Origin of the sequence: Mesorhizobium sp. B2-6-4, assembly GCF_006441495.1 — a bacterium.
GTDB lineage: Bacteria > Pseudomonadota > Alphaproteobacteria > Rhizobiales > Rhizobiaceae > Mesorhizobium.
This window is the reverse complement of record NZ_VFUE01000003.1, coordinates 234987-254711: the sequence shown is the minus strand read 5'-3', so window position 1 is coordinate 254711 and position 19725 is coordinate 234987. Positions and strand designations below refer to the sequence as shown.

Genomic DNA, 19725 nt, shown 5'->3' with positions numbered 1-19725 from the left:
GAGAGTTAGTTTAGTGCGCCCTTTTTTACAGGCAAGGCATTGCACGAATTTTGTGCAGACAGAGCTTCTGCGATTCGTGTCGCGGGGGCATCAATGAACCTACCTAGCAAGTAAGTCAATTCGATCCTTGCACTATATTGAACGATGTTGATCAAATATTTTCGGATCAGCTTCAATCTTTCGTGCACGATGTAATTTTTCGATATTTCGCAGGCGAAACCAGCGACCGGTGACGCAGCGTTAGCTAACCGTTACATTCGCGCTAACTCACAAAGCATCTCCGAGTGCTTCGCTTTGCTTGGCGATCGCGCCGGCAATCTTGGTTGCTCACCCCCTTTCACAAAACCATAGGTTGCCCCACCTCGGCCATTGCCGGCCCTCACGCGTCGTGCAGCCGACCAGCTCGGATCACTCAATACGGGGCGATGTATTTGCCATAGGCCCACCCGGTGACAAAACCGCCGTTCTTCGCCGGATCATGCCAGACTTCGCACCAGCGATAGCGAACCGCCTGCTGCTGCTTCCATGCCGGCTGATTGGCGATGTCGAGCAGGTTCGTCCCGCCAGTGCATCGTCCGGTCATCTGCAAAACGGTGCCGTTCGGATATGCGGCCTGTTTCTGGGACGTGCCCGAGGGATATTTGCGCACGTTGAGCGTGTCGCCGAACGGCACGTTGGCCACTTGCCAAGCGGCGAATACGGTCGCATGAGATTGGCCGGCGATGGCCATAGTTGCGGAAACGACGGCGAGAGCCGCGACGGTGCGAGCATAGATATACATTATTTCTCCTCCCGGCCCGCTTTCTGGAGCCCGGCGCAGCAATAAGACCCGGCTCTTGAACCCGCGCTGATCGGCGTGTTCATTGGCCATTCAGGACATTTCCAAAGCGAGACGCAATGACCAAAACTTCTGCATTCCCGGATGTCACCCCGCCAACGCCCGAGAAGCGGCCGGTTTTCGACACGCATCACGGTATCACGCGAACGGACGACTATTCCTGGCTGCGGGCCGACAATTGGCAGGAGATGTTCAGGGACCCCGCATTGCTCGATGCGGGCATCCGCGCCCATCTCGAAGCCGAGAACGCCTACCAGTCGAAACTGATGGCCGACACGGCCGATTTGCGGAAGCGGCTGTTCAAGGAGATGAAGGGTCGCATCAAAGAGGACGATTCTTCCGTGCCGATGAAGGACGGACCCTACGCGTATGGCTCCTCCTTCAAACTCGGCGGCGAGCAGCCGCGCTATTTCCGCATGCCGCGGGACGGCGGCGCGCAGCATATCCTGCTCGACGGCGATGCCGAGGCCGAAGGCAAGGCCTATTTCCGGCTTGGCGGCGTCGATCATTCGGCCGACCATGGCAAGCTTTTATGGGCGTTCGACGACAAGGGCTCCGAATTCTATACGCTTCGGGTGCGCGACCTCTCCGACGGCAAGGAACTCGCGGACACGGTTCCAGACACCGGCGGTTCGGGGGTGTGGAACGCCGCCAATGACGGGTTTTTCTACACCCGGCTCGACCCCAACCACCGTCCCTCCAAGGTGCTGTTCCATGCGCTTGGGCAGGATCCGGCAAGCGACCGGCTGATCTATGAGGAAAATGATCCCGGCTTCTTCATGAATGTCGGCGGCACGCGCTCCAATGAATGGATCATGGTTGCCATCAACGACCACGAGACATCGGAATACCGGCTGCTGAGCGCGGGCGAGCCGTTTGGCGAGCCGAAGCTGGTGGCGGCGCGCGAGACCGGTCTTCAATACGAGATGGAGGAAGGCGGCGACATTTTCTTCATCCTGACCAACGCCGATGGGGCCAAGGACTTCAAGATCATGACGGCGCCGGCGAGCGATCCGATCCGCGCCAACTGGCAGGAACTGGTTCCGCACGAGGCCGGCCGGCTGATCCTGTCGGTGATCGGCTTCAAGAACCATATGGTCAGGCTGGAGCGCAAGGAGGGCCTGCCGCGCATCGTCGTGCGCGACCGTGCAACCGGCGAGGAACACCTGATCTCCTTCGACGAGGAGGCGTTTTCGCTCGGCCTGTCGGGATCCCTGGAATACGACACCGAGATCATGCGCTTCACCTATTCATCGATGACGACGCCGGCGCAGGTCTTCGACTACAACATGCGCACCCGCGAGCGCGTGTTGCTCAAGACCCAGGAGGTGCCGTCCGGCCACGACCCGGAGCGCTATGTCACGCGTCGGCTGATGGCGCCCGCGGCTGATGGCGAATTGGTGCCGGTCTCGCTCTTGTACCGCCGCGATACCCCGCTGGACGGCTCCGCGCCTTGCCTGCTTTACGGCTACGGTTCCTATGGCATCACGGTGCCGGCGGCCTTCAACACCAACTGGTTCTCGCTGGTCGACCGCGGCTTTGTCTTTGCAATCGCCCACGTCCGCGGCGGCAAGGACAAGGGCTATGGCTGGTACGATGACGGCAAGCGGGCGCACAAGATGAACACTTTCACCGATTTCATCGCCTGTGCACGCCATCTGGTCGCCGAACGCTACACTGTGCATGACCGCATCGTCGCGCAAGGTGGATCCGCCGGCGGCATGCTGATGGGCGCGGTCGCCAACATGGCGCCGGACTGTTTCGGCGGCATCGTTGCCGAGGTGCCTTTCGTCGACGTGCTCACCACCATGCTCGACGCCAGCCTGCCGCTGACCCCGCCGGAGTGGCCTGAATGGGGCAATCCGATCGCGTCGGCGGACGATTACCGGACGATCGCCGCCTACTCGCCCTATGACAATGTCGCCGCGCTCGGCTATCCACCGATCCTGGCGCTAGCCGGTCTCACTGACCCGCGCGTCACCTATTGGGAACCGGCCAAATGGGTGGCGCGGCTGCGCGAGCGCAAGACGGGCGACAATCCGGTCCTGTTCAAGATCAACATGGAATCGGGCCATGCCGGCGCGTCCGGCCGGTTTTCCCGGCTGGAGGAGATCGCCTACACATATTCATTCGCCTTGAAAGTGACAGGCAAGGCAACAGGGCCGCAGGGCTGAAGCGGTCATTGCCCTTCGGCCCCTGGCGTGACTTGATCGGCGACGAACGCCGAGGAGGATGCGAGCAATGATCGACCTGGCCACATTGACCACCTATGTCGCCGTGGTGCTCGGTTTTGTGTTTATTCCCGGCCCCGCCACGCTGCTGACGGTCGCGCGGGCAACGAGTTCGGGAACCAAAGCCGGCATCGCAACCGGCGCAGGGATCGCGGCCGGCGACGTGTTTCACACCTTCACGGCCATGGTCGGCATCTCGGCGATCATCGCCGCATCGGCGGTGTTGTTCAGCGCCGTGAAGTATCTCGGTGCGGCATATCTCGTTTATCTCGGCATTCGCGCGATCATGGAAAAGACGCCGGCCGATCTCGCCGCCGGCAGGTTCCCAATCTCAGCGGGCAAGGCGTTTCGGCAAGCCATACTGACTGAGATGCTCAACCCCAAGACGGCGCTTTTCTTCCTCGCGTTCCTGCCACAGTTCGTCCGGCCCGAAAACGGATCGGTCATGCTCCAGCTGGCGGTATTGGGGATCATCTTTGTTCTGCTGGGCCTCTTCAGCACAGTGGTTTTTGCGGTGAGCGCAGGCGGGCTTGGCACTTTCCTGCGTCGAAATCCCACGGTGTTAAAATGGCAGGGCAAGATTGTCGGCGGCATCTATTGCGGCCTGGGCGTGCGGCTGGCGCTTCAGCAGCGCTGACGCGAAACGGTGACCGGCGCGGCCTTCTCGGCGAGCCGGGCAATCATTGGTTTTTGAATTCCGTGTTGCTGGTTTTCGCTCGCAATTGCGATGCCCGCGCGCTACCCAAGGCGCGTTTTGTCCCGGGCCATGACAGCCCACAATCGCACAAGGGCCTGCCATGCTGCTCGTCGACGTCTATCTCGACAAATCCCCCATCCAGGGCATTGGTGTCTTTGCCAAGAATCCCATTTCCCGCGGCACGATGATCTGGAAGCTGGATCCGAGATTCGACCGGCTCATCGAGGTCGAGACCTATGAGAGCCAGACAGGACCGGTGAAGAGCTATCTCGATCGCTATGCCTATCCGGACAGGCGAGATCCGAACTACATCGTCTTCGAGGCCGACGATGCACGCTACATGAACCACGCCGACGAGCCGAATTGCGACGTATCCTCGCCGGAGGAAAGCTTTGCGTTGCGCGACATCGCGGCCGGCGAGGAACTGACCTGCAACTACAATCATTTCTTCGCGGCGGGCTTCGACTTCCTGGGCGATCGCCACCCGTAGTCAGCTCGCCGGTTTTTTGCGCGCCGGATAGCCGTTCGGATGCGGCGGAACCGCCTTGAGATAGGCCGCGATCGCCGCGCGGTCCTCGGGCGCCAGTTCGGCCATGTTCCTCTGCACGTCGACCATGGCCCCGCCAACGGAATCGAAATCGGGCGTGAAGCCGGTTTCGAGATAGTTGGCGATATCGGCCTGCGACCAGTCGCCGATGCCGCCCTCCCCGGAGGTGATATTGGGGACGATGCCGCTGCCTTCGGCGGCTGTGGCTCCAGCCAGCCACTCGCTCTTCTTTGTCCCCCCCGCAAGGTCACGCGGTGTGTGACATTCGCCGCAATGACCCGGTCCCTCGACCAGGTAGCGACCGGCAATCACAGGACCAGGCGCGCCTTCGGGCAGGGACACAACAGGCTGCTCGCTGAGATAGAGCCGTTTCCACAAGCCGATGCCGCGACGGATGTTGAACGGGAAACTCAATGAATTGGCCGGCGCTCGGCCGGCAACCGCCGGCAGCGTCTTCAGGAAGGCATAGAGATCGGCAATGTCGGCGGGCTTCATGCGCGCGTAGGACGTATAGGGAAATGCCGGATAGAAATGCTCGCCCGACGGCGAGACACCCTTCAGCATGGCATTGGCTAGATCCTCGGCCGACCACGCGCCGATGCCGTCCTTGGGGTCTTGCGAAATGTTGGGCGGCACAAACGTGCCAAACGGAGTCTTGAGTTCAAGGCCGCCGACAAGTTCGAGCCGCTCATCGCCTTTCGAACCGGGTTTTGCATGGCAGGAGGTGCAGCCGCCGGCATAAAAAATGCGCTTGCCCCTGGCCGCGTCACCAGGCGCGAGCTTGGCCAGGGTTTCCGCATCGAGCTTCACCGGCGCCGAAAGCGTCCACGCGGCCACCGCGCCGACGCCGCCGAGCACGAGTGCGGCGCCGACAAACTTCCTCAGCCATGCCATGGCCGGCGATCAGCCTTTCTTGACCCTGTAGCCCTTGTGGCAGGTGCCGCAGTCGGAGCCGATGACGCCGATTTGCGTCTTCAGGGAATCCACGTCGGCTGGGGCCGCGGCGACCGCGGCCTTGACGTCGGCAAGATACTTGTCTTCTGTCGCCTTGAAACCGGCCATGTCTTGCCAGATCTTCGGCGCCGCCGTGGTGTCGCCCGTGTCGCTGCCCGCCGGGAACAGGACGTCGGCGTCGAATTTTTCCGCGTTCGCCTGGAGCGCCTGCAGCGCAGTCAGTACTGCGGCGGCATCAAAGGGCTCCTCACCCTTGACCACTTTCGACAGGCCGCCGACGATCTTCCCGCGTTCCTTCATCAGCGCCTGGCGGTCGAGGATCGGGTCGGCAAAGGCCGCCGAACCGGCGAACGCGAGCATAGAGATGGCGACGACAAGCTTTCTCATTCAATTGGCTCCATGATGAAGGCATTTCGGGACAGGACGTTAACGGACGTGGCGGGAGGAATATTCCCTTCCCCCAACGATTTTGCCAGACCTTTACTGCTGTGGGATCTCGGCACACAAAAAGAAAAGCCCCGGGAGTGCCGGGGCTTTCTGAATCTCGATCAGGCTTTCGCTTTTTCGTAGAGTTCGAGAACATGATCCCAGTTGATCAGGCTGTCGACGAAGGCCTCGAGATATTTCGGCCGGGCGTTGCGATAGTCGATGTAATAGGAGTGCTCCCAGACATCGACGCCGAGAATCGGCGCCGCGCCATGGACGAGGGGATTCTCGCCGTTCGGCGTCTTCGAGATCGCCAGCTTGCCATCCTTGACCGAAACCCAGGCCCAGCCGGAACCGAACTGGGTCGTGCCGGCGGCGATGAAGTCGGCCTTGAATTTGTCGTAGCCGCCCAGATCGCTGTCGAAAGCCGTCTGCAACGCGCCCGGCAGCTTGTTGCCGCCGCCGCCCTTTTTCATCCACTTCCAGAAATGGATGTGATTGTAGTGCTGGGCGGCATTGTTGAAGAGGCCGGCATTCTTGCCGAACGACTGCTTGACCACCTCTTCTACCGACAGATCGCCAAGGCCGGCTTCGGCGGCAAGCTTGTTGCCGTTGTCGACATAGGCCTTGTGGTGCTTGTCGTGGTGATATTCCAGCGTCTCTTTCGACATGTAGGGCTGCAAGGCCTCATAGTCGTAAGGCAGAGCGGGCAATTCAAAAGCCATGGAAGGTACTCCCTCAAGGAAAATCCGGTGTCGATACCGGACTAAGATAGGTCTGGATTGGGTTCGGACAACTCCGAAAAGTGAAGCGCCGGGTGCTCTTTCTAAGCGGGTTCCGGAGAACTGTCACACAGTTTCCGGAAACCGGGCGCATTGCGACGAAAAGTCTGGACGGATCAGCCCGCCGACGTCGAATGCGCCCAATCCCAATAGAGCTCCCGCGCCTTCTTGGCCACCGGCCCGGGCTGCAGGCTGCGGTCCTCGATGCGCGTGATCGGAATGACCTTGGAATGGTTGCCGGTCGAAAAAATCTCATCCGCCTCGAGGAATTCACGCACCGACAGCGCCTTTTCGGTGGTCTTGAACCCGTACTCGCCAAGCAACGTCATCGTGCGCGAGCGGGTGATGCCGGACAGGAAGGTGCCGTTCGGCGCCGGCGTCAGGACGTGGCCGTCCTTGACCAGGAAGATGTTCGAGGTTCCGGTCTCGGCGACGTTGCCCAGCATGTCGAGCACCAGGGCGTTGTCGAAGCCGCGCATCTTGGCTTCGAGGATGGCACGGCCATTGTTGGGATAGAGGCAGCCGGCCTTGGCGTTGGTCGGCATGGTTTCGATAGTCGGGCGCCGGAACGGCGAAACCGTCACGGAAAAGCCGGTCGGCGAGATCATCGGCGATTCGTAGAGGCACAGGCAGAAACGGGTCGAGGCGGGATCGGCCGGCACGCCCATATAGCCGCCGTGCTCGGCCCAATACATCGGCCTGATATAGACAGCCGTCTTGCCATCGAATTTCTTCAATCCGTCCCAGGTCAGCCCGACGATCTTCTCGGCCGTCATCGAAGGCTTGAGACCGAGCGCGATCGCCGAGGCATTCACGCGCGCGGCATGAAGGTCAAGATCGGGAGCGACACCCTCGAACCAGCGGGCGCCGTCGAACACGCTGGTGCCGAGCCACATTGCGTGGCTGCGCGGGCCCAAAACGGCGACATTGCCCTCGTACCAGTCGCCGTCGACGAAAGTCCATGTCGCGGAAAGTGCGGCAGCCGCCAGTGTCATTGCTTTGTCCCGTTCCGATCAATCTCGTGTTGCAGCATTGGATGACGCTTTGGCCGGCGTCGTCAACCAGCATCGGGGAGTTTTGTTGAGGCCACGGACGGCGCGCTGCAATCAAGACTTGCACCTTGCCCCGCCTCGCCTCAAAACTGTTGCCATGCAATACGCCGCTTATGTTTTCGACGCCTACGGCACACTGTTCGATGTTCATGCCGCCGTGCGCCGCCACGCCGACGCCATCGGACCGGACGGCCAGTTGCTGTCCGAGATCTGGCGCGCCAAGCAACTCGAATATTCCTGGGTGCGTACGTTGATGGGCGCCTATGCCGATTTTTGGCAACTCACCGAGCAGGCACTTGATTTCGCGTTGCACAAGGTGCCCTCTGCCGATCCCGGCCTCAAGGCGGCATTGCTGGACGCCTATTGGCGGCTGGACTGCTATGCGGAAGTGCCCGCCGTACTGAAGGCGCTGAAGGCGTCTGGTGCCAAGCTGGCAATCCTGTCCAACGGTTCGCCGGAGATGCTTGAGGCAGCGGTCAAATCCGCGGCGCTCGATCAGGTGCTGGACGATATCTATTCCGTCGATGCGGTGCGGCGCTTCAAGACCGACCCGTCGGTCTACGACATGGTCACGACAGGCTGGCGCCTCTATCCGGGTGCGGTCTCCTTCCAGTCGTCCAACCGCTGGGACATTGCCGGCGCGACCAAATTCGGCTTCCGCACCGTGTGGATCAACCGCTCCAACCAGCCGGAGGAGTATCGGGATTTTCCACCGGCCCTGATCCTGCCGTCGCTCGATGCCCTTGTCACAGGTGGCTAACGCATGCGGCCCAAAAGTAATCCTGGTTTTCGCTCCTGTGACCGTAGCGCCACAGTGGCGACGCGGTCACAGCTTCGCCTTTGTTTGTCCACCTTGAGGCCAGATTCGGAACCGCCTATCGCGCCCAAGTGTTGATCAGGCACCCTCGCAACGGTCGGCATATTCATGCTTTGTTGCGATTTCAGACTTAAAGAAGGCAACCATGTTCCCAGCCGAAATCGAATCCTATCGCCTGAGCCGTCGCGGCTTTCTCAATGCCGCAGCCCTGGGCGCCGCCTCGATCGCGGTTTCCGCATGCGCCACCACCGGGTCCGGGCCAGTCGAGCCACCGCCACCGGCCTATGTCGAGCCGCCGCTCGCCGACTACGTGACGATGTACGCCGCCGTCAGCGATGGCGGTTTCGAAGTGCCGGCCATTCCCGTCGACAGGATCGATCCGCAATTCCTGCGCCAGATCGTGCCCGACCCGACCGGCCAGAAGCCGGGAACCATCGTCGTCGATACGACCGGCCACTTCCTCTATCTGGTTCGTCCGGGCGGCCAGGCGATCCGCTACGGCGTCGGCCTCGGCCGCGCCGGCTTCGAATGGTCGGGCGATGCCGTCGTCCAGTGGAAACAGAAGTGGCCGAAATGGACGCCGCCGGACGAGATGATCGCCCGGCAGCCGGAACTGAGGCAATACAGCGCTGACAATGGCGGTATGCCGGGCGGGCTGAAAAACCCGCTCGGTGCACGTGCGCTCTATCTCTTCCAGGGCAACGTCGACACGCTCTACCGGCTGCACGGCTCGCCGGAATGGCGTTCGATCGGCAAGTCGGTGTCGTCGGGCTGCGTGCGCCTGATGAACCAGGACATTATAGACCTATATGATCGCGTGCCTTCGAAGACCCCGGTCATCGTGACCAGCGACGCCAGCCAGCCCATGGTGGCGACCGCGAATCACAAAGCCATCCCGATCGATGCCGGCGTGCCGGACGGATCGGTGCTGCTTGGCCCGGTGAAAGCGGTGAGCGACGCGATTTTCTGATGGGAGCGAGGGTGAATGCGGCGACTCGCCGCCTTCACCTCCACATCAGCCTATCCCTGCATGGCCGTTGCGCGATCGCGCTTCCCTATCTGCCCCTCGACAGACTCCCGAGTATCCCGCGCACGATGGCGCGGCCGACCGACGAGCCGACAGAGCGCACCACCGACTTGATCGCGGCTTCCGCCACCGTCTGGCGGTTGGACGGGCGCGGTTGAGGCGGGCGTCTGCCGCCGGGTTGCGGCGGCGGAGCATCATTGCCGAAGCCCGGAATGGTCCAGCGTGAACGGCCGGCGTCGGCCTGCTGTGCCTCGGCATCCGCCGCGTCCTTGGCCTTTTTCAGCAGCATCTCGAAAGCCGATTCGCGATCGACACCCTCATCGTACTGACCGATCACCGGGCTTTCCTGGATCAGCTTCCGCCGCTCGGCTGGGGTTATGGGCCCAAGTCGTGACGATGGCGGACGGATCAGCGTGCGCTGGACCATGGACGGGATGCCCTTGGCTTCCAGCACTGAAACCAGCGCTTCGCCGGTGCCCAGTTGCGTGATCACGGTCGCGCAATCGAAATCCGGATTTGGCCGGAACGTCTCGGCCGCGGTCCTTACCGCCTGCTGCTCGCGCGGCGTGTAGGCGCGCAACGCATGCTGGACCCGGTTGCCGAGCTGGGCCAGAACCTTCTCAGGAATATCCAGAGGGTTCTGCGTGACGAAATAGACGCCGACCCCCTTCGAGCGGATCAGACGCACCACCTGCTCGACGCGGTCGATCAGCACCTTCGGCGCGTCGTCGAAAAGCAGATGTGCCTCGTCGAAGAAGAAGACCAGCTTCGGCTTGTCGGGATCGCCCACTTCGGGCAGCTCCTCGAACAGTTCCGACATCAGCCAAAGCAGGAACGTCGCGTAGAGTCGCGGATTCATCATCAGCTTGTCGGCGGCCAGCACGCTGATGGCGCCGCGGCCGTCGCGGGTGGTGCGCATGATGTCGGCGATGCGCAATGCCGGCTCGCCGAAGAAATTCGCCGCCCCCTGCTGTTCCAGCACCAGCAGCGTGCGCTGGATGGCGCCGACCGAGGGTTTCGTCACATTGCCGTAGCGGGCGCTGATCTCTTCGGCGCGCCCGGCGATATTGGCGAGCAGCGCCTGCAGGTCCTTGAGGTCGAGCAGCAGCAGGCCTTCCTCATCGGCGATGCGGAAGGCGATGTTCATGATGCCTTCCTGGGCTTCGGACAAATTCATCAACCGCGACAAGAGCAGCGGGCCCATCTCGGAGATGGTGGCGCGGATGGGGTGGCCCTGTTCGCCGAACAGATCCCAGAAGATGACGGGGAATTCCTGGAAGTCATAGGGGTCGAGCTTGACCTGCTCGGCACGCTTGACCAGGAAATCCTGCGCCGTGCCGATCATGGCTATACCGGAGAGATCGCCCTTGATGTCGGCGCAGAACACCGGCACGCCGGCATTGGAGAATCCCTCGGCCAATATTTGCAAGGTGACCGTCTTGCCGGTGCCGGTGGCACCGGTCACCAAGCCGTGACGGTTGCCATAGTGCAAAAGCAGGTTTTCGGGACGCTGATAGCTGTCGTCGGGCTTGCGGCTGGCGCCGATGAAAATGGTGTCGTCAGCCATATGTCCGGTCTCCGCAACTGCTGTGTATAAAACCAGCCCTTCGCCCGAAGGTATAGTGGGGGCCTTGCACAGCGACAATGGCGATCGGCGAAAATGGCCTTTTTTGGAGCTTGCGGATTGTGCCCATGTTTGGCAATCGTTCATGCTTCGTGCTCGAAGGCTGGTGTACGCTCGAGGGATCTAATTCGAGTCTTGGAAGCGCATTGCATTGCGGTATCGCACCGGGACCCGTAGACTGAAGTGCTCCAGGCTGATGCGGCCGCATAGTGACGAGGACAGTGGATGAGCGCCGGAGCCTTGACCAGGGATAACGAAGTTCCGAATGCCGACCGGCAGCGATGGCTGGCCCTGGCTGAAAAGGCGCTCGCCGGCGCATCTTTCGAGGAAAAACTGGTCTCGCACACCGATGACGGCATCCGCGTGGAACCGCTTTATGAGCGCGCGGCGGCGGCCGAGCCGATCGTGCGCGCCAACCCCGGATCGCCGTGGATCGTCAGCCAGCGCATCGACGATCCCGACATTGGTCGCGCCAAAGCCCAGGCGCTGGAGGACGTCGCGCAGGGCGCGACGGGATTGTCGCTCGTCTTCGAAGGTGCCCCGAACGCCTTCGGCTACGGCCTGCCGAGAACGGCGCAGGCGCTGGAGACGGTTCTGGACGGCATCCCGTTAAACCGCGTCCAGATCCGGATCGACGCCCACCCATGGAGCCGCCCCATGGCCGACTGGCTGGTGGCGTTCCTTGGCAAGCGCCGCTCCGATCCGGCAAAGCTCAACCTCTCCTTCGGCATCGATCCGGCGGCGATCCTGGCCGGAACCGGCCGGTTGCGCATGTCGATCGAGGCGCTGCAGGAATCCATGCCGCAATCGCTGGCACATTTCTTTTCAATGGGCGTGCCCGGCGTGCTGCTCGAGGCGGATGGGCGGGTGTTCCACAATGCCGGCGCCACGGAGGCGCAGGAGCTTGGCATCATGCTCGCTTCGGCCGTCTCCTATCTCAGGATGTTCGAGAAAGCGCGGCAACCGCTCGTCTACGCAGCGCCCCATATCGGGTTTGCGCTGAGCGCCGACCAGGATCAGTTCCTGTCGATGGCCAAGGTCAGGGCCTTGCGCAGGCTGTGGGCTCGCGTCCAAGAAGCCTGCTCGATCCCGACTTCGACGGCCAATATTCACGCCGAGACGTCGTTTCGGATGATGACGGCATTGGACCCGGAGACCAACATCCTGCGCACGACGATCGCCTGCTTCGCCGCGGCGGCGGGCGGAGCCGATTCGATCGCCATCCTGCCGCACACCGCCGCGCATGGCCTGCCGGCGCCTTTCGCACGCCGCGTGGCCCGTAATGCGCAGTTGATCATGGCCAACGAAAGCCACATCGATCAGGTCGCCGATCCCGCCTGCGGCTCCGGTGGCGTCGAAGCGCTCACTGCTGGCCTCTGCGAAGCGGCCTGGGCCGAGTTGCAGGCGATCGAGGCCGAGGGCGGCGTGCTGTCCAGCCTTCAGGAGGGACGCATACAGGAGCGCGTTCGCACCGCCGCCGCCCAGCGCGCTGCCGCCTTCCGATCCCGCGAGCGCGCCATCGTCGGCGCCACGCTCTATCCGCAGAAAACCGAGCGCGCGGTCGAGACGCTGGCCGCGGAGCGGCGACCTGCCTTCACGGAAGGCATCGTCATGTGCGAGCCGCTGTTTCCGGTCCGCATCGATCAAGCGATCGGAGCCGCTTCTTGATTCCGGATTTCAGCCAGGTCGGCTGGGCGCCGCCGCGGCGGGCGCCGGTCGAGATCAAGGGCCAGCGGATGACGCCGGAAGGCCTTGCCGTCAAACATCTGTACAATCAGGGCGACCTCAAGGGGCTGCCGCATCTCGACACCTATCCGGGCATGCCGCCCTTCGTGCGCGGACCCTATCCGACCATGTATGTCCAGCAGCCGTGGACGATCCGGCAATATGCCGGTTTCTCGACGGCGGAAGAGTCCAACGCCTTCTATAGGCGCAATCTTGCCGCCGGCCAGAAAGGCTTGTCGGTCGCCTTCGATCTCGCCACGCACCGCGGCTATGACAGCGATCATCCGCGGGTGGCCGGCGATGTCGGAATGGCGGGCGTGGCCATCGATTCCATCCTCGACATGCGCCAGCTCTTCGACGGCATTCCGCTCGGCGAGATGACGGTGTCGATGACCATGAACGGCGCGGTGCTGCCGATCATGGCGCTCTACATCGTGGCTGCCGAGGAACAAGGGGTTGCGCAGAAGGATCTCGCAGGGACCATTCAGAACGACATTCTGAAGGAGTTCATGGTCCGCAACACCTATATCTATCCGCCGAAGCCCTCGATGCGGATCGTGTCGGACATCTTCTCCTACACATCCAGGCATATGCCGAAATTCAACTCGATCTCGATCTCCGGCTACCATATGCAGGAGGCCGGCGCGACGGCGGACCTGGAGCTCGCCTATACGATTGCCGACGGAATCGAATATGCCCGCGCCGGCGTCGCGGCCGGGCTCGACATCGACCGCTTCGCCCCGCGCCTGTCCTTCTTCTGGGCTGTTGGCATGAACTTCTTCATGGAAGTCGCCAAGCTCAGGGCGGCGCGGCTGCTGTGGTCAAGCCTGATGATGAAGAATTTTTCGCCGAAGGACGAGCGTTCGCTGTCCTTGCGCACCCACTGCCAGACTTCTGGCTGGTCGCTGACGGCGCAGGATCCCTACAACAACATCATCCGCACGATGATCGAGGCGATGGCCGCCACACAGGGCCATACACAATCGCTGCACACCAATTCCTTCGACGAGGCCATGGCGCTGCCGACGGATCATTCGGCCCGTATCGCCCGCAACACGCAGCTGATCCTGCAAAAGGAATCCGGCACCACGCGCATCATCGATCCGTGGGGCGGTTCGGCTTATCTCGAGAGGCTGACGCATGATCTGGCAGCGCGTGCGCTTGCCCATATCGAGGAGGTCGAGGCGCTCGGCGGCATGGCCGCGGCCACCGAGAAGGGCATTCCCAAGCTGCGCATCGAAGAGGCCGCCGCCCGCACCCAGGCGCGCATCGATTCAGGCGAGCAGGTGCTGGTCGGCGTCAACTCGCACCGGCCCGGTGCGGATATCGAAGTCGACGTCTTGAAGATCGACAATGCCGAGGTAAGAGCCCGGCAGTTATCGAAGCTGCAGCGGCTGAAGGGCACGCGCGACGTCGCGGTGCTCGAGAATGCGCTCGCAGCGCTCTCCCGCGCGGCCGAGAGCGGCGAGAACCTGCTCGAATTCGCCATCCACGCCGCGCGCGCCAATGCGACGGTCGGGGAGATTTCGCTGGCGCTGGAAAAGGTCTTTGGCCGCCACATCGCGTCGGTGCAGACGATTTCCGGCGTCTACCGCCAGGCGCTCGGCGACAATCCGGCCGTCGACCGGCTGCAGGAGAAGATCGGCGCGTTCGAAAAGAAGACCGGCGGCAAGCCGCGCATCCTGGTCGCCAAAATGGGACAGGACGGACATGACCGCGGCCAGAAGGTGATCGCCACAGCCTTTGCCGACCTCGGCTTCGACGTCACCGTCGGCGCCATGTTCCAGACGCCGGAGGAGATCGCGAAGCTCGCCCACGAGCAGGATGTGCACATTGTCGGCGCGTCGTCGCTGGCGGCGGGACATCTGACGCTGATCCCGGAACTCAGGGATGCGCTGAAGAGGCTCGGCCACAGCGACATGCTGATCGTTGCCGGCGGCGTGATCCCTCCGCAGGACTATGATGCCGTGCTGCAAGCGGGTGCGGCGGAAATCTTCCCGCCCGGTACCGTGATCCCGCAAGCAGCGGAGCGGCTGATCGACCGGCTGCTGGCGTCCTGAGTTATCGGCAACGAGTGTGTCCGGGCCTTCCTCCCATTCGTAAGTTATAATATCTGTTGCAACGGTGCGGCGGTCGAGTTATAATTGACGTTGCAACAGGAGCAATCCAGCATGAACACCACCATTCGCAAGATCGGCAATTCCGAAGGTGTGATCCTGCCCAAGGAGCTACTCGACCGCCTGAATCTCAAAGCCGGTGATCAGCTTCAGGTTCTCGAAACAGACAAGGACATCGTCCTCAAACCGGTCGACGATAGTTTCGAGCGGCAGATGGAAGCTGCTCGCAAGGTCATGGACAAGTACAAGGTCGCGCTTCAGAAGCTCGCCGAATGAACTGGGAGTTCCTGTCGCGCCGCGCGGTGGAGGCGATGCATGCCGAACAATTGCGCCGGCATGGCGGCGCACAAGGTTTGCGGGATGAAAATGCACTTGAATCGGCACTGGCCCGGGCCGAGAACAAGGCTAATTACGGCACTCCGTCGATTGCAGATCTTGCAGCAGCCTATGTCTTCGGCATTGCCAGAAATCATGCCTTTGTCGACGGCAACAAACGCACGGCTATTGTCGCCGCCGGCGCCTTCCTGATCGTCAACGGTCAGGTCCTGACGGCGGACAACGGCACGCTTTATGAATTCGTGATGGCTATCGCCGCCGGCGAGATCGATGAAGCGGGTGCCGCCGCATTTTTTCGCGACCACCTCGTGAAGACCGAGGACTGATGTTGGGGTTCAGCCGCCCGCGCTCAGCTTGACGATTTCCCATTCCTTGCCATTGACGGTGGCGACATCGCCGACCTTCTTGCCAAACAAAGCAATCGCCATTGGCGATACATGGGAAATGCTGCCTTTCGATGGGTCAGCCTCGTCCTCGCCGACGATCTTCCAGTGCACCTTCTTGCCGTCGTGGGCTTCGAGCGTGGCGCCCATGCCGAAGCGGATGACGTCGCTCCCGGGCTCGGGCACCGAAAGCTCGGCACTTTCGCGCCGCGCGGTCCAATAGCGCAGGTCGCGAGATACCAGTGCGATGCGCTCGCGGTCTCCCCGCCGCTCGGCTTTGGCCAATATGTCGCGCAGATCGGCCAGATTCTCGTCGATCATTGCCAGGCCACGCTCCGTCACCAGGTTGCGGTGTTGACTGATCGGCCGTTCGCCGACGCCTGCGATGGCGTTTTCGCTGTCTTCCTCGCGGGTAAAGGCTCTGCTCATTGCTTGAACTTATGCCCGCCCTCACGACTTCACAAGTCATTGCCCCTCGCCGGGGACGCAGGTGCCTGACTGGCACGAATCCTGCCACTAGACGGGCAAAAGCCAGGACCTGTGCCGATGTTGAACAGACGCAAGCTGCTTGTGCGGACAGCCGGTTTTGCCGTGTTCGGGCTTTCGCTGGGCAAGGCAGCCGCCGCGAGCTTGCCCGGCGTCGAGAAAGCCTCGATGCGCGGATCGATCAACGCCACCGAGCTTGGCGTGCAACCCGGCACCTTTGACGATCAGAGCAAGGCTTTCGCCAAGCTGCTGCGCGAGGCCAGCGATCGCGACATGCCGGTTTTCCTGCAGCCCGGCACCTATGTCGTGTCCAACCTGACGCTGCCCGGCCGGGTGCGCCTTACCGGCGTGCCTGGCGCAACGCGCATCGTCTATGGTGGCGACGGCCACCTGTTCATGGCCGAACAAGCCGATCACATCGAGCTCAGCGGCCTGGTCCTCGACGGCTCAAACCGCTCGATGGGCGACTACGCGCAAGGACTGCTCGATCTGCGCCGCGTGGCGCATCTCATCGTCGATAATTGCCAGATAACCGGCAGCGGCAAGAACGGGCTGGCGCTCGAGCACGCGGCGGGCCGGGTCGAGCGCACGGAAATATCCGGAGCGGCGGACGCCGGCATCTATTCGGTCGAGGCCGCAGGGCTGGCGATCACAGGCAACACCGTCTCCGACTGCGCCAATGGCGGCATCCTCGTGCACCGCTGGCAGGCGGCGGAGGACGGCACTATCGTCACCGGCAACCGGGTCGAACGCATCGCGGCGCGCGGCGGCGGCACTGGCCAGAACGGCAATGGCATCAATGCCTTCCGCGCCGCCAACGTGATCGTCTCCGGCAATATTGTTTCGGACTGCGCATTCTCCGCCATCCGCGCCAACAGCGCCAGCAATCTGCAAGTATCGAGCAACACTTGCATGCGTTCCGGCGAAACGGCGGTCTATTCCGAATTCTCGTTCGAGGGCGCCGTTATCAGCAACAATATCGTCGATGGTGCCGCCAACGGCATCTCGATCGTCAATTTCAACGAAGGCGGACGCATGGGTGTTTGCTCGGGCAATATCGTGCGCAACCTGTCGACATCAGGCCCCTACCCCGCCGACCCGCCGGGATTCGGCGTCGGCATCGGCGTCGAGGCCGACACCACAGTGTCCAACAACGTCATCGAGAACGCGCCGCTCTACGGCATATCGATCGGCTGGGGACCGTATCTGCGCAACGTCGTGGCCACCGGCAACATCATCCGCAAGGCGGGCACCGGCATCGTCGTCAGCGTGGTCGACGGTGCCGGAACCGCCATCATCTCCGACAATGTCATCGACGGCGCACGCAATGGCGCCATTGTAGGGCAGCGCTGGGCCGACCCGGCCACGGGCGATCTCGCCGCGTCAGCCGATACCGGCTTTCCGCATCTGACCGTCGAGCGCAATCATGTCAGTTGAGAGCGTCCGTCTCAGGCCAGTGCCGCCGTCGGCCTGAGCGCACCGACCTTGGCGCCTATCCGGCTTTCGATGGGTGCATTCGCCATTTCGAGCAGCTTCGCTGCCAAAACCTCGTCCGCGCGCAGCAGTCGGGCGATGATTACGGCCACCATGGATTCGGCGGCCCGGCCGGCACCATCATCGCATTTGAGTGCGATGCCGAGGCCAAGCTCGGGAAGCGCCGCGCAATGGACCCCTTCGGCGCCGCCCTTCGCAAATATTCGGCCAGGCGCCGCCTGCATCAGCGCGAGATCGGCGCGGCCTGTGCCGGCGACGAAGAACGGCTCGGCCATGCAAGCCGACAACAATCGCTTTGCCGCCCTGGCGCGCCCGGGCGCGAAGCCCCTGCCGGTCACCATGCGGGCAAAGCCAAGCGCAAAACTCCTGAGCGGCACCGCGTAGGTCGGGATCGAACAGCCATCGGTTGCGCGTTCGTCGGCGCCGTGGCGAGCTCCTGTCACCGCCTGCATGGCGTCGCGCACCATTTCCTGCAAGGCGTGATCCGCCCTGACATAGCCTTGAGGCTCGATGCCTGAACGGACGCAGGTGCAAAGAAAGCCGGAATGCTTGCCGGAGCAATTGTTGTGCAAGGCGTTCGGGGAACCGCCTGCGCGGGCGAGTGCGATCGTCGCGTCGTGGCTCGACGGCCAATGCGCGCCGCATTCAAGCGCCGACCCGTCCAGCCCGGCCCTGGCGAGCATCGACCGCGCCAGTTCGACGTGGGCCGGTTCGCCCGAATGAGAGGCGCAGGCCAGCGCCAGTTCGCGGTTGCCGAAGCCGTAGGCATCGGCAGCACCGCTTTCGACCAGAGGCAGCGCCTGGATTGCCTTGACCGCGGAGCGCGGAAACACCGGCCTCGATGTGTCGCCGATCTCGAGAACCGGCCTGCCATCGGCGTCGAAAACCGCGACCGCGCCTCGGTGCGCGCTCTCGACGATGGCGCCACGCAGAACTTCGATCAGAACCGGATTTGTCATGTTGCCCCCGCGGATGCGGGTCGCTTTTACCGAATCCGATCGAGAATGGAAACGTAGTTCGCGACCGCCGCGCCGCCCATGTTGAAGATGCCGCCAAGCTTGGCGTTGGGCACCTGGATGCCGCCGGCCTCACCGACGAGCTGCATGGCGCTCAGCACATGCATCGACACGCCGGTGGCGCCGATCGGATGACCCTTCGCCTTCAGGCCGCCGGACGGGTTGACCGGCAGCCGTCCGTCCTTTGCGGTCGTGCCGTCCAGCGCCAGCCTCGCGCCCTCCCCGGGTTTCGCCAGGCCCATGGCTTCATATTCGATCAATTCGGCGATGGTGAAGCAGTCATGCGTCTCGACGAAGGAGAGATCATCAAGCGTCACGCCGGCATTCCTGAGCGCCCGGCTCCAGGCCTGCTCGCAGCCTTCGAAGGTCAGGATGTCGCGCTTCGACATCGGCAGGAAATCCTGCACGTGCTCGTTGGCGCGGAAGGTGACGGCGCGGCGCATCTTCAGTGCCGTCGCTGTGTCGGTGAGGACGAGAGCGGCGGCACCGTCGGAGACAAGCGAGCAGTCGGTGCGCTTCAGTGGGCCAGCGACGAAGGGGTTCTTCTCGCTCTCCTGGCGGCAGAATTCGTAGCCGAAATCCTTGCGCATCTGCGCATAGGGATTGTCGACGCCGTTCTTGTGATTCTTGGAGGCGATCATGGCAAGCGCATCCGACTGGTCGCCGTAGCGCTGGAAATAGGCTTGTGCGATCTTCCCGAAGACGCCGGCAAAGCCGGCCGGTGTGTCGCCATCCTCGGGCAAATAGGAGGCTTTCAGCAGGTTCCTGCCGATCTCGGGGCCGGGCGTCGTCGTCATCTGCTCGGCGCCGACCACCAGCACGATGCGGGCGGCATTGGCATCGATGGCGCGGACGCCTTGCCGGACAGCGGCCGAACCGGTGGCGCAGGCGTTCTCGACGCGCGTCGCCGGCTTGAAGCGCAGCCGGTCGTCGGCCTGGAGGACAAGGCTGGCGGTGAAATCCTGTGCGGAAAAGCCGGCGTTGAAATGTCCGAGCACAATCTCGTCGACGTCGTCCGGGCCAATGCCGGCATGGTCGAGCGCCTCGGTTGCCACTTTGACGATCAGGCTCTCCAATGTTTCGCCTTCAAGCTTGCCGAAGCGCGAATGCGCCCAGCCAACGATGCATGCGGTCATGGCAACCTCCATTTGCCGCGGATCCTAACACGTCATA

The 19725-nt window shown here is 62.7% G+C and carries 19 protein-coding genes; 10 read left to right on the top strand and 9 right to left on the bottom strand.

Going from position 1 to position 19725, the window contains the following annotated elements:
- Positions 1 to 412: 412 nt before the first annotated feature.
- Positions 413 to 781, bottom strand: a complete 369-nt coding sequence (locus FJ426_RS05810; protein WP_140520957.1) for an SH3 domain-containing protein — start codon at positions 779 to 781, stop codon at positions 413 to 415.
- Between the two features lie 116 nt (positions 782 to 897).
- Between FJ426_RS05810 and FJ426_RS05805 the strand changes: the two genes are divergently transcribed.
- The 3 genes from FJ426_RS05805 to FJ426_RS05795 all read left to right on the top strand — a co-directional run bounded on the left by FJ426_RS05805 (position 898) and on the right by FJ426_RS05795 (position 4256).
- Positions 898 to 3012, top strand: coding sequence for a S9 family peptidase (locus tag FJ426_RS05805; RefSeq protein WP_140520735.1), 2115 nt, complete (start codon positions 898 to 900; stop codon positions 3010 to 3012).
- Positions 3013 to 3079: 67 nt separating this feature from the next.
- Positions 3080 to 3706 (top strand): LysE family translocator, encoded by a 627-nt coding sequence (locus tag FJ426_RS05800; RefSeq protein WP_140520736.1) that lies wholly within the window; start codon positions 3080 to 3082, stop codon positions 3704 to 3706.
- A gap of 160 nt (positions 3707 to 3866) precedes the next feature.
- Complete coding sequence (locus FJ426_RS05795) at positions 3867 to 4256, top strand: SET domain-containing protein-lysine N-methyltransferase (RefSeq protein ID WP_140494748.1); 390 nt, start codon at positions 3867 to 3869, stop codon at positions 4254 to 4256.
- Here FJ426_RS05795 and FJ426_RS05790 read toward each other — a convergent pair whose 3' ends face one another.
- From FJ426_RS05790 to FJ426_RS05775, 4 genes are all read right to left on the bottom strand, one after another.
- Complete coding sequence (locus FJ426_RS05790) at positions 4257 to 5207, bottom strand: cytochrome c (protein ID WP_140559432.1); 951 nt, start codon at positions 5205 to 5207, stop codon at positions 4257 to 4259. It abuts the gene before it with no gap.
- Between the two features lie 9 nt (positions 5208 to 5216).
- Positions 5217 to 5654: a cytochrome c gene (locus FJ426_RS05785; RefSeq protein WP_140559431.1), complete on the bottom strand. Its 438-nt coding sequence runs from the start codon at positions 5652 to 5654 to the stop codon at positions 5217 to 5219.
- A 161-nt stretch (positions 5655 to 5815) separates the two neighbouring features.
- Positions 5816 to 6418, bottom strand: coding sequence for a superoxide dismutase (locus tag FJ426_RS05780; RefSeq protein ID WP_140494754.1), 603 nt, complete (start codon positions 6416 to 6418; stop codon positions 5816 to 5818).
- A 173-nt stretch (positions 6419 to 6591) separates the two neighbouring features.
- Positions 6592 to 7470 (bottom strand): branched-chain amino acid aminotransferase, encoded by an 879-nt coding sequence (locus FJ426_RS05775; protein WP_140494756.1) that lies wholly within the window; start codon positions 7468 to 7470, stop codon positions 6592 to 6594.
- Positions 7471 to 7624: 154 nt separating this feature from the next.
- Here FJ426_RS05775 and FJ426_RS05770 point away from each other — a divergent pair, with 154 nt between their 5' ends.
- A complete protein-coding gene (locus FJ426_RS05770; RefSeq protein ID WP_140494758.1) occupies positions 7625 to 8287 on the top strand; it encodes a haloacid dehalogenase type II in 663 nt (220 codons plus the stop codon).
- 202 nt (positions 8288 to 8489) lie between these two features.
- A complete protein-coding gene (locus FJ426_RS05765) occupies positions 8490 to 9314 on the top strand; it encodes a L,D-transpeptidase (protein WP_140494760.1) in 825 nt (274 codons plus the stop codon).
- Between the two features lie 85 nt (positions 9315 to 9399).
- Here FJ426_RS05765 and FJ426_RS05760 read toward each other — a convergent pair whose 3' ends face one another.
- Positions 9400 to 10938, bottom strand: coding sequence for a helicase HerA-like C-terminal domain-containing protein (locus tag FJ426_RS05760; RefSeq protein ID WP_140559430.1), 1539 nt, complete (start codon positions 10936 to 10938; stop codon positions 9400 to 9402).
- Positions 10939 to 11220: 282 nt separating this feature from the next.
- Here FJ426_RS05760 and FJ426_RS05755 point away from each other — a divergent pair, with 282 nt between their 5' ends.
- The 4 genes from FJ426_RS05755 to FJ426_RS05740 all read left to right on the top strand — a co-directional run bounded on the left by FJ426_RS05755 (position 11221) and on the right by FJ426_RS05740 (position 15499).
- A complete protein-coding gene (locus FJ426_RS05755) occupies positions 11221 to 12663 on the top strand; it encodes a methylmalonyl-CoA mutase subunit beta (protein ID WP_140559429.1) in 1443 nt (480 codons plus the stop codon).
- Entirely contained in the window at positions 12660 to 14780 is a 2121-nt protein-coding gene (gene scpA / locus FJ426_RS05750; RefSeq protein WP_140559428.1) for a methylmalonyl-CoA mutase, read from the top strand. The genes FJ426_RS05755 and scpA overlap by 4 nt, the downstream gene beginning before the upstream one ends.
- A 111-nt stretch (positions 14781 to 14891) precedes the next feature.
- On the top strand, positions 14892 to 15113 hold the full coding sequence (locus FJ426_RS05745) for an AbrB/MazE/SpoVT family DNA-binding domain-containing protein (RefSeq protein WP_140494768.1): 222 nt from the start codon (positions 14892 to 14894) through the stop codon (positions 15111 to 15113).
- On the top strand, positions 15110 to 15499 hold the full coding sequence (locus FJ426_RS05740) for a type II toxin-antitoxin system death-on-curing family toxin (RefSeq protein WP_140559427.1): 390 nt from the start codon (positions 15110 to 15112) through the stop codon (positions 15497 to 15499). Before FJ426_RS05745 ends, FJ426_RS05740 begins: the two co-directional genes overlap by 4 nt.
- A 9-nt stretch (positions 15500 to 15508) precedes the next feature.
- Here the strand turns inward: FJ426_RS05740 and greA are convergent, their stop codons facing one another.
- Positions 15509 to 15985 (bottom strand): transcription elongation factor GreA, encoded by a 477-nt coding sequence (gene greA, locus FJ426_RS05735; RefSeq protein ID WP_140559426.1) that lies wholly within the window; start codon positions 15983 to 15985, stop codon positions 15509 to 15511.
- Between the two features lie 117 nt (positions 15986 to 16102).
- Here greA and FJ426_RS05730 point away from each other — a divergent pair, with 117 nt between their 5' ends.
- On the top strand, positions 16103 to 17479 hold the full coding sequence (locus FJ426_RS05730; protein WP_140559425.1) for a TIGR03808 family TAT-translocated repetitive protein: 1377 nt from the start codon (positions 16103 to 16105) through the stop codon (positions 17477 to 17479).
- Between the two features lie 11 nt (positions 17480 to 17490).
- Here the strand turns inward: FJ426_RS05730 and FJ426_RS05725 are convergent, their stop codons facing one another.
- Positions 17491 to 18495 (bottom strand): asparaginase, encoded by a 1005-nt coding sequence (locus tag FJ426_RS05725; RefSeq protein WP_140559424.1) that lies wholly within the window; start codon positions 18493 to 18495, stop codon positions 17491 to 17493.
- A gap of 26 nt (positions 18496 to 18521) precedes the next feature.
- On the bottom strand, positions 18522 to 19688 hold the full coding sequence (locus FJ426_RS05720) for an acetyl-CoA acetyltransferase (RefSeq protein ID WP_140494778.1): 1167 nt from the start codon (positions 19686 to 19688) through the stop codon (positions 18522 to 18524).
- Positions 19689 to 19725 lie beyond the last annotated feature (37 nt).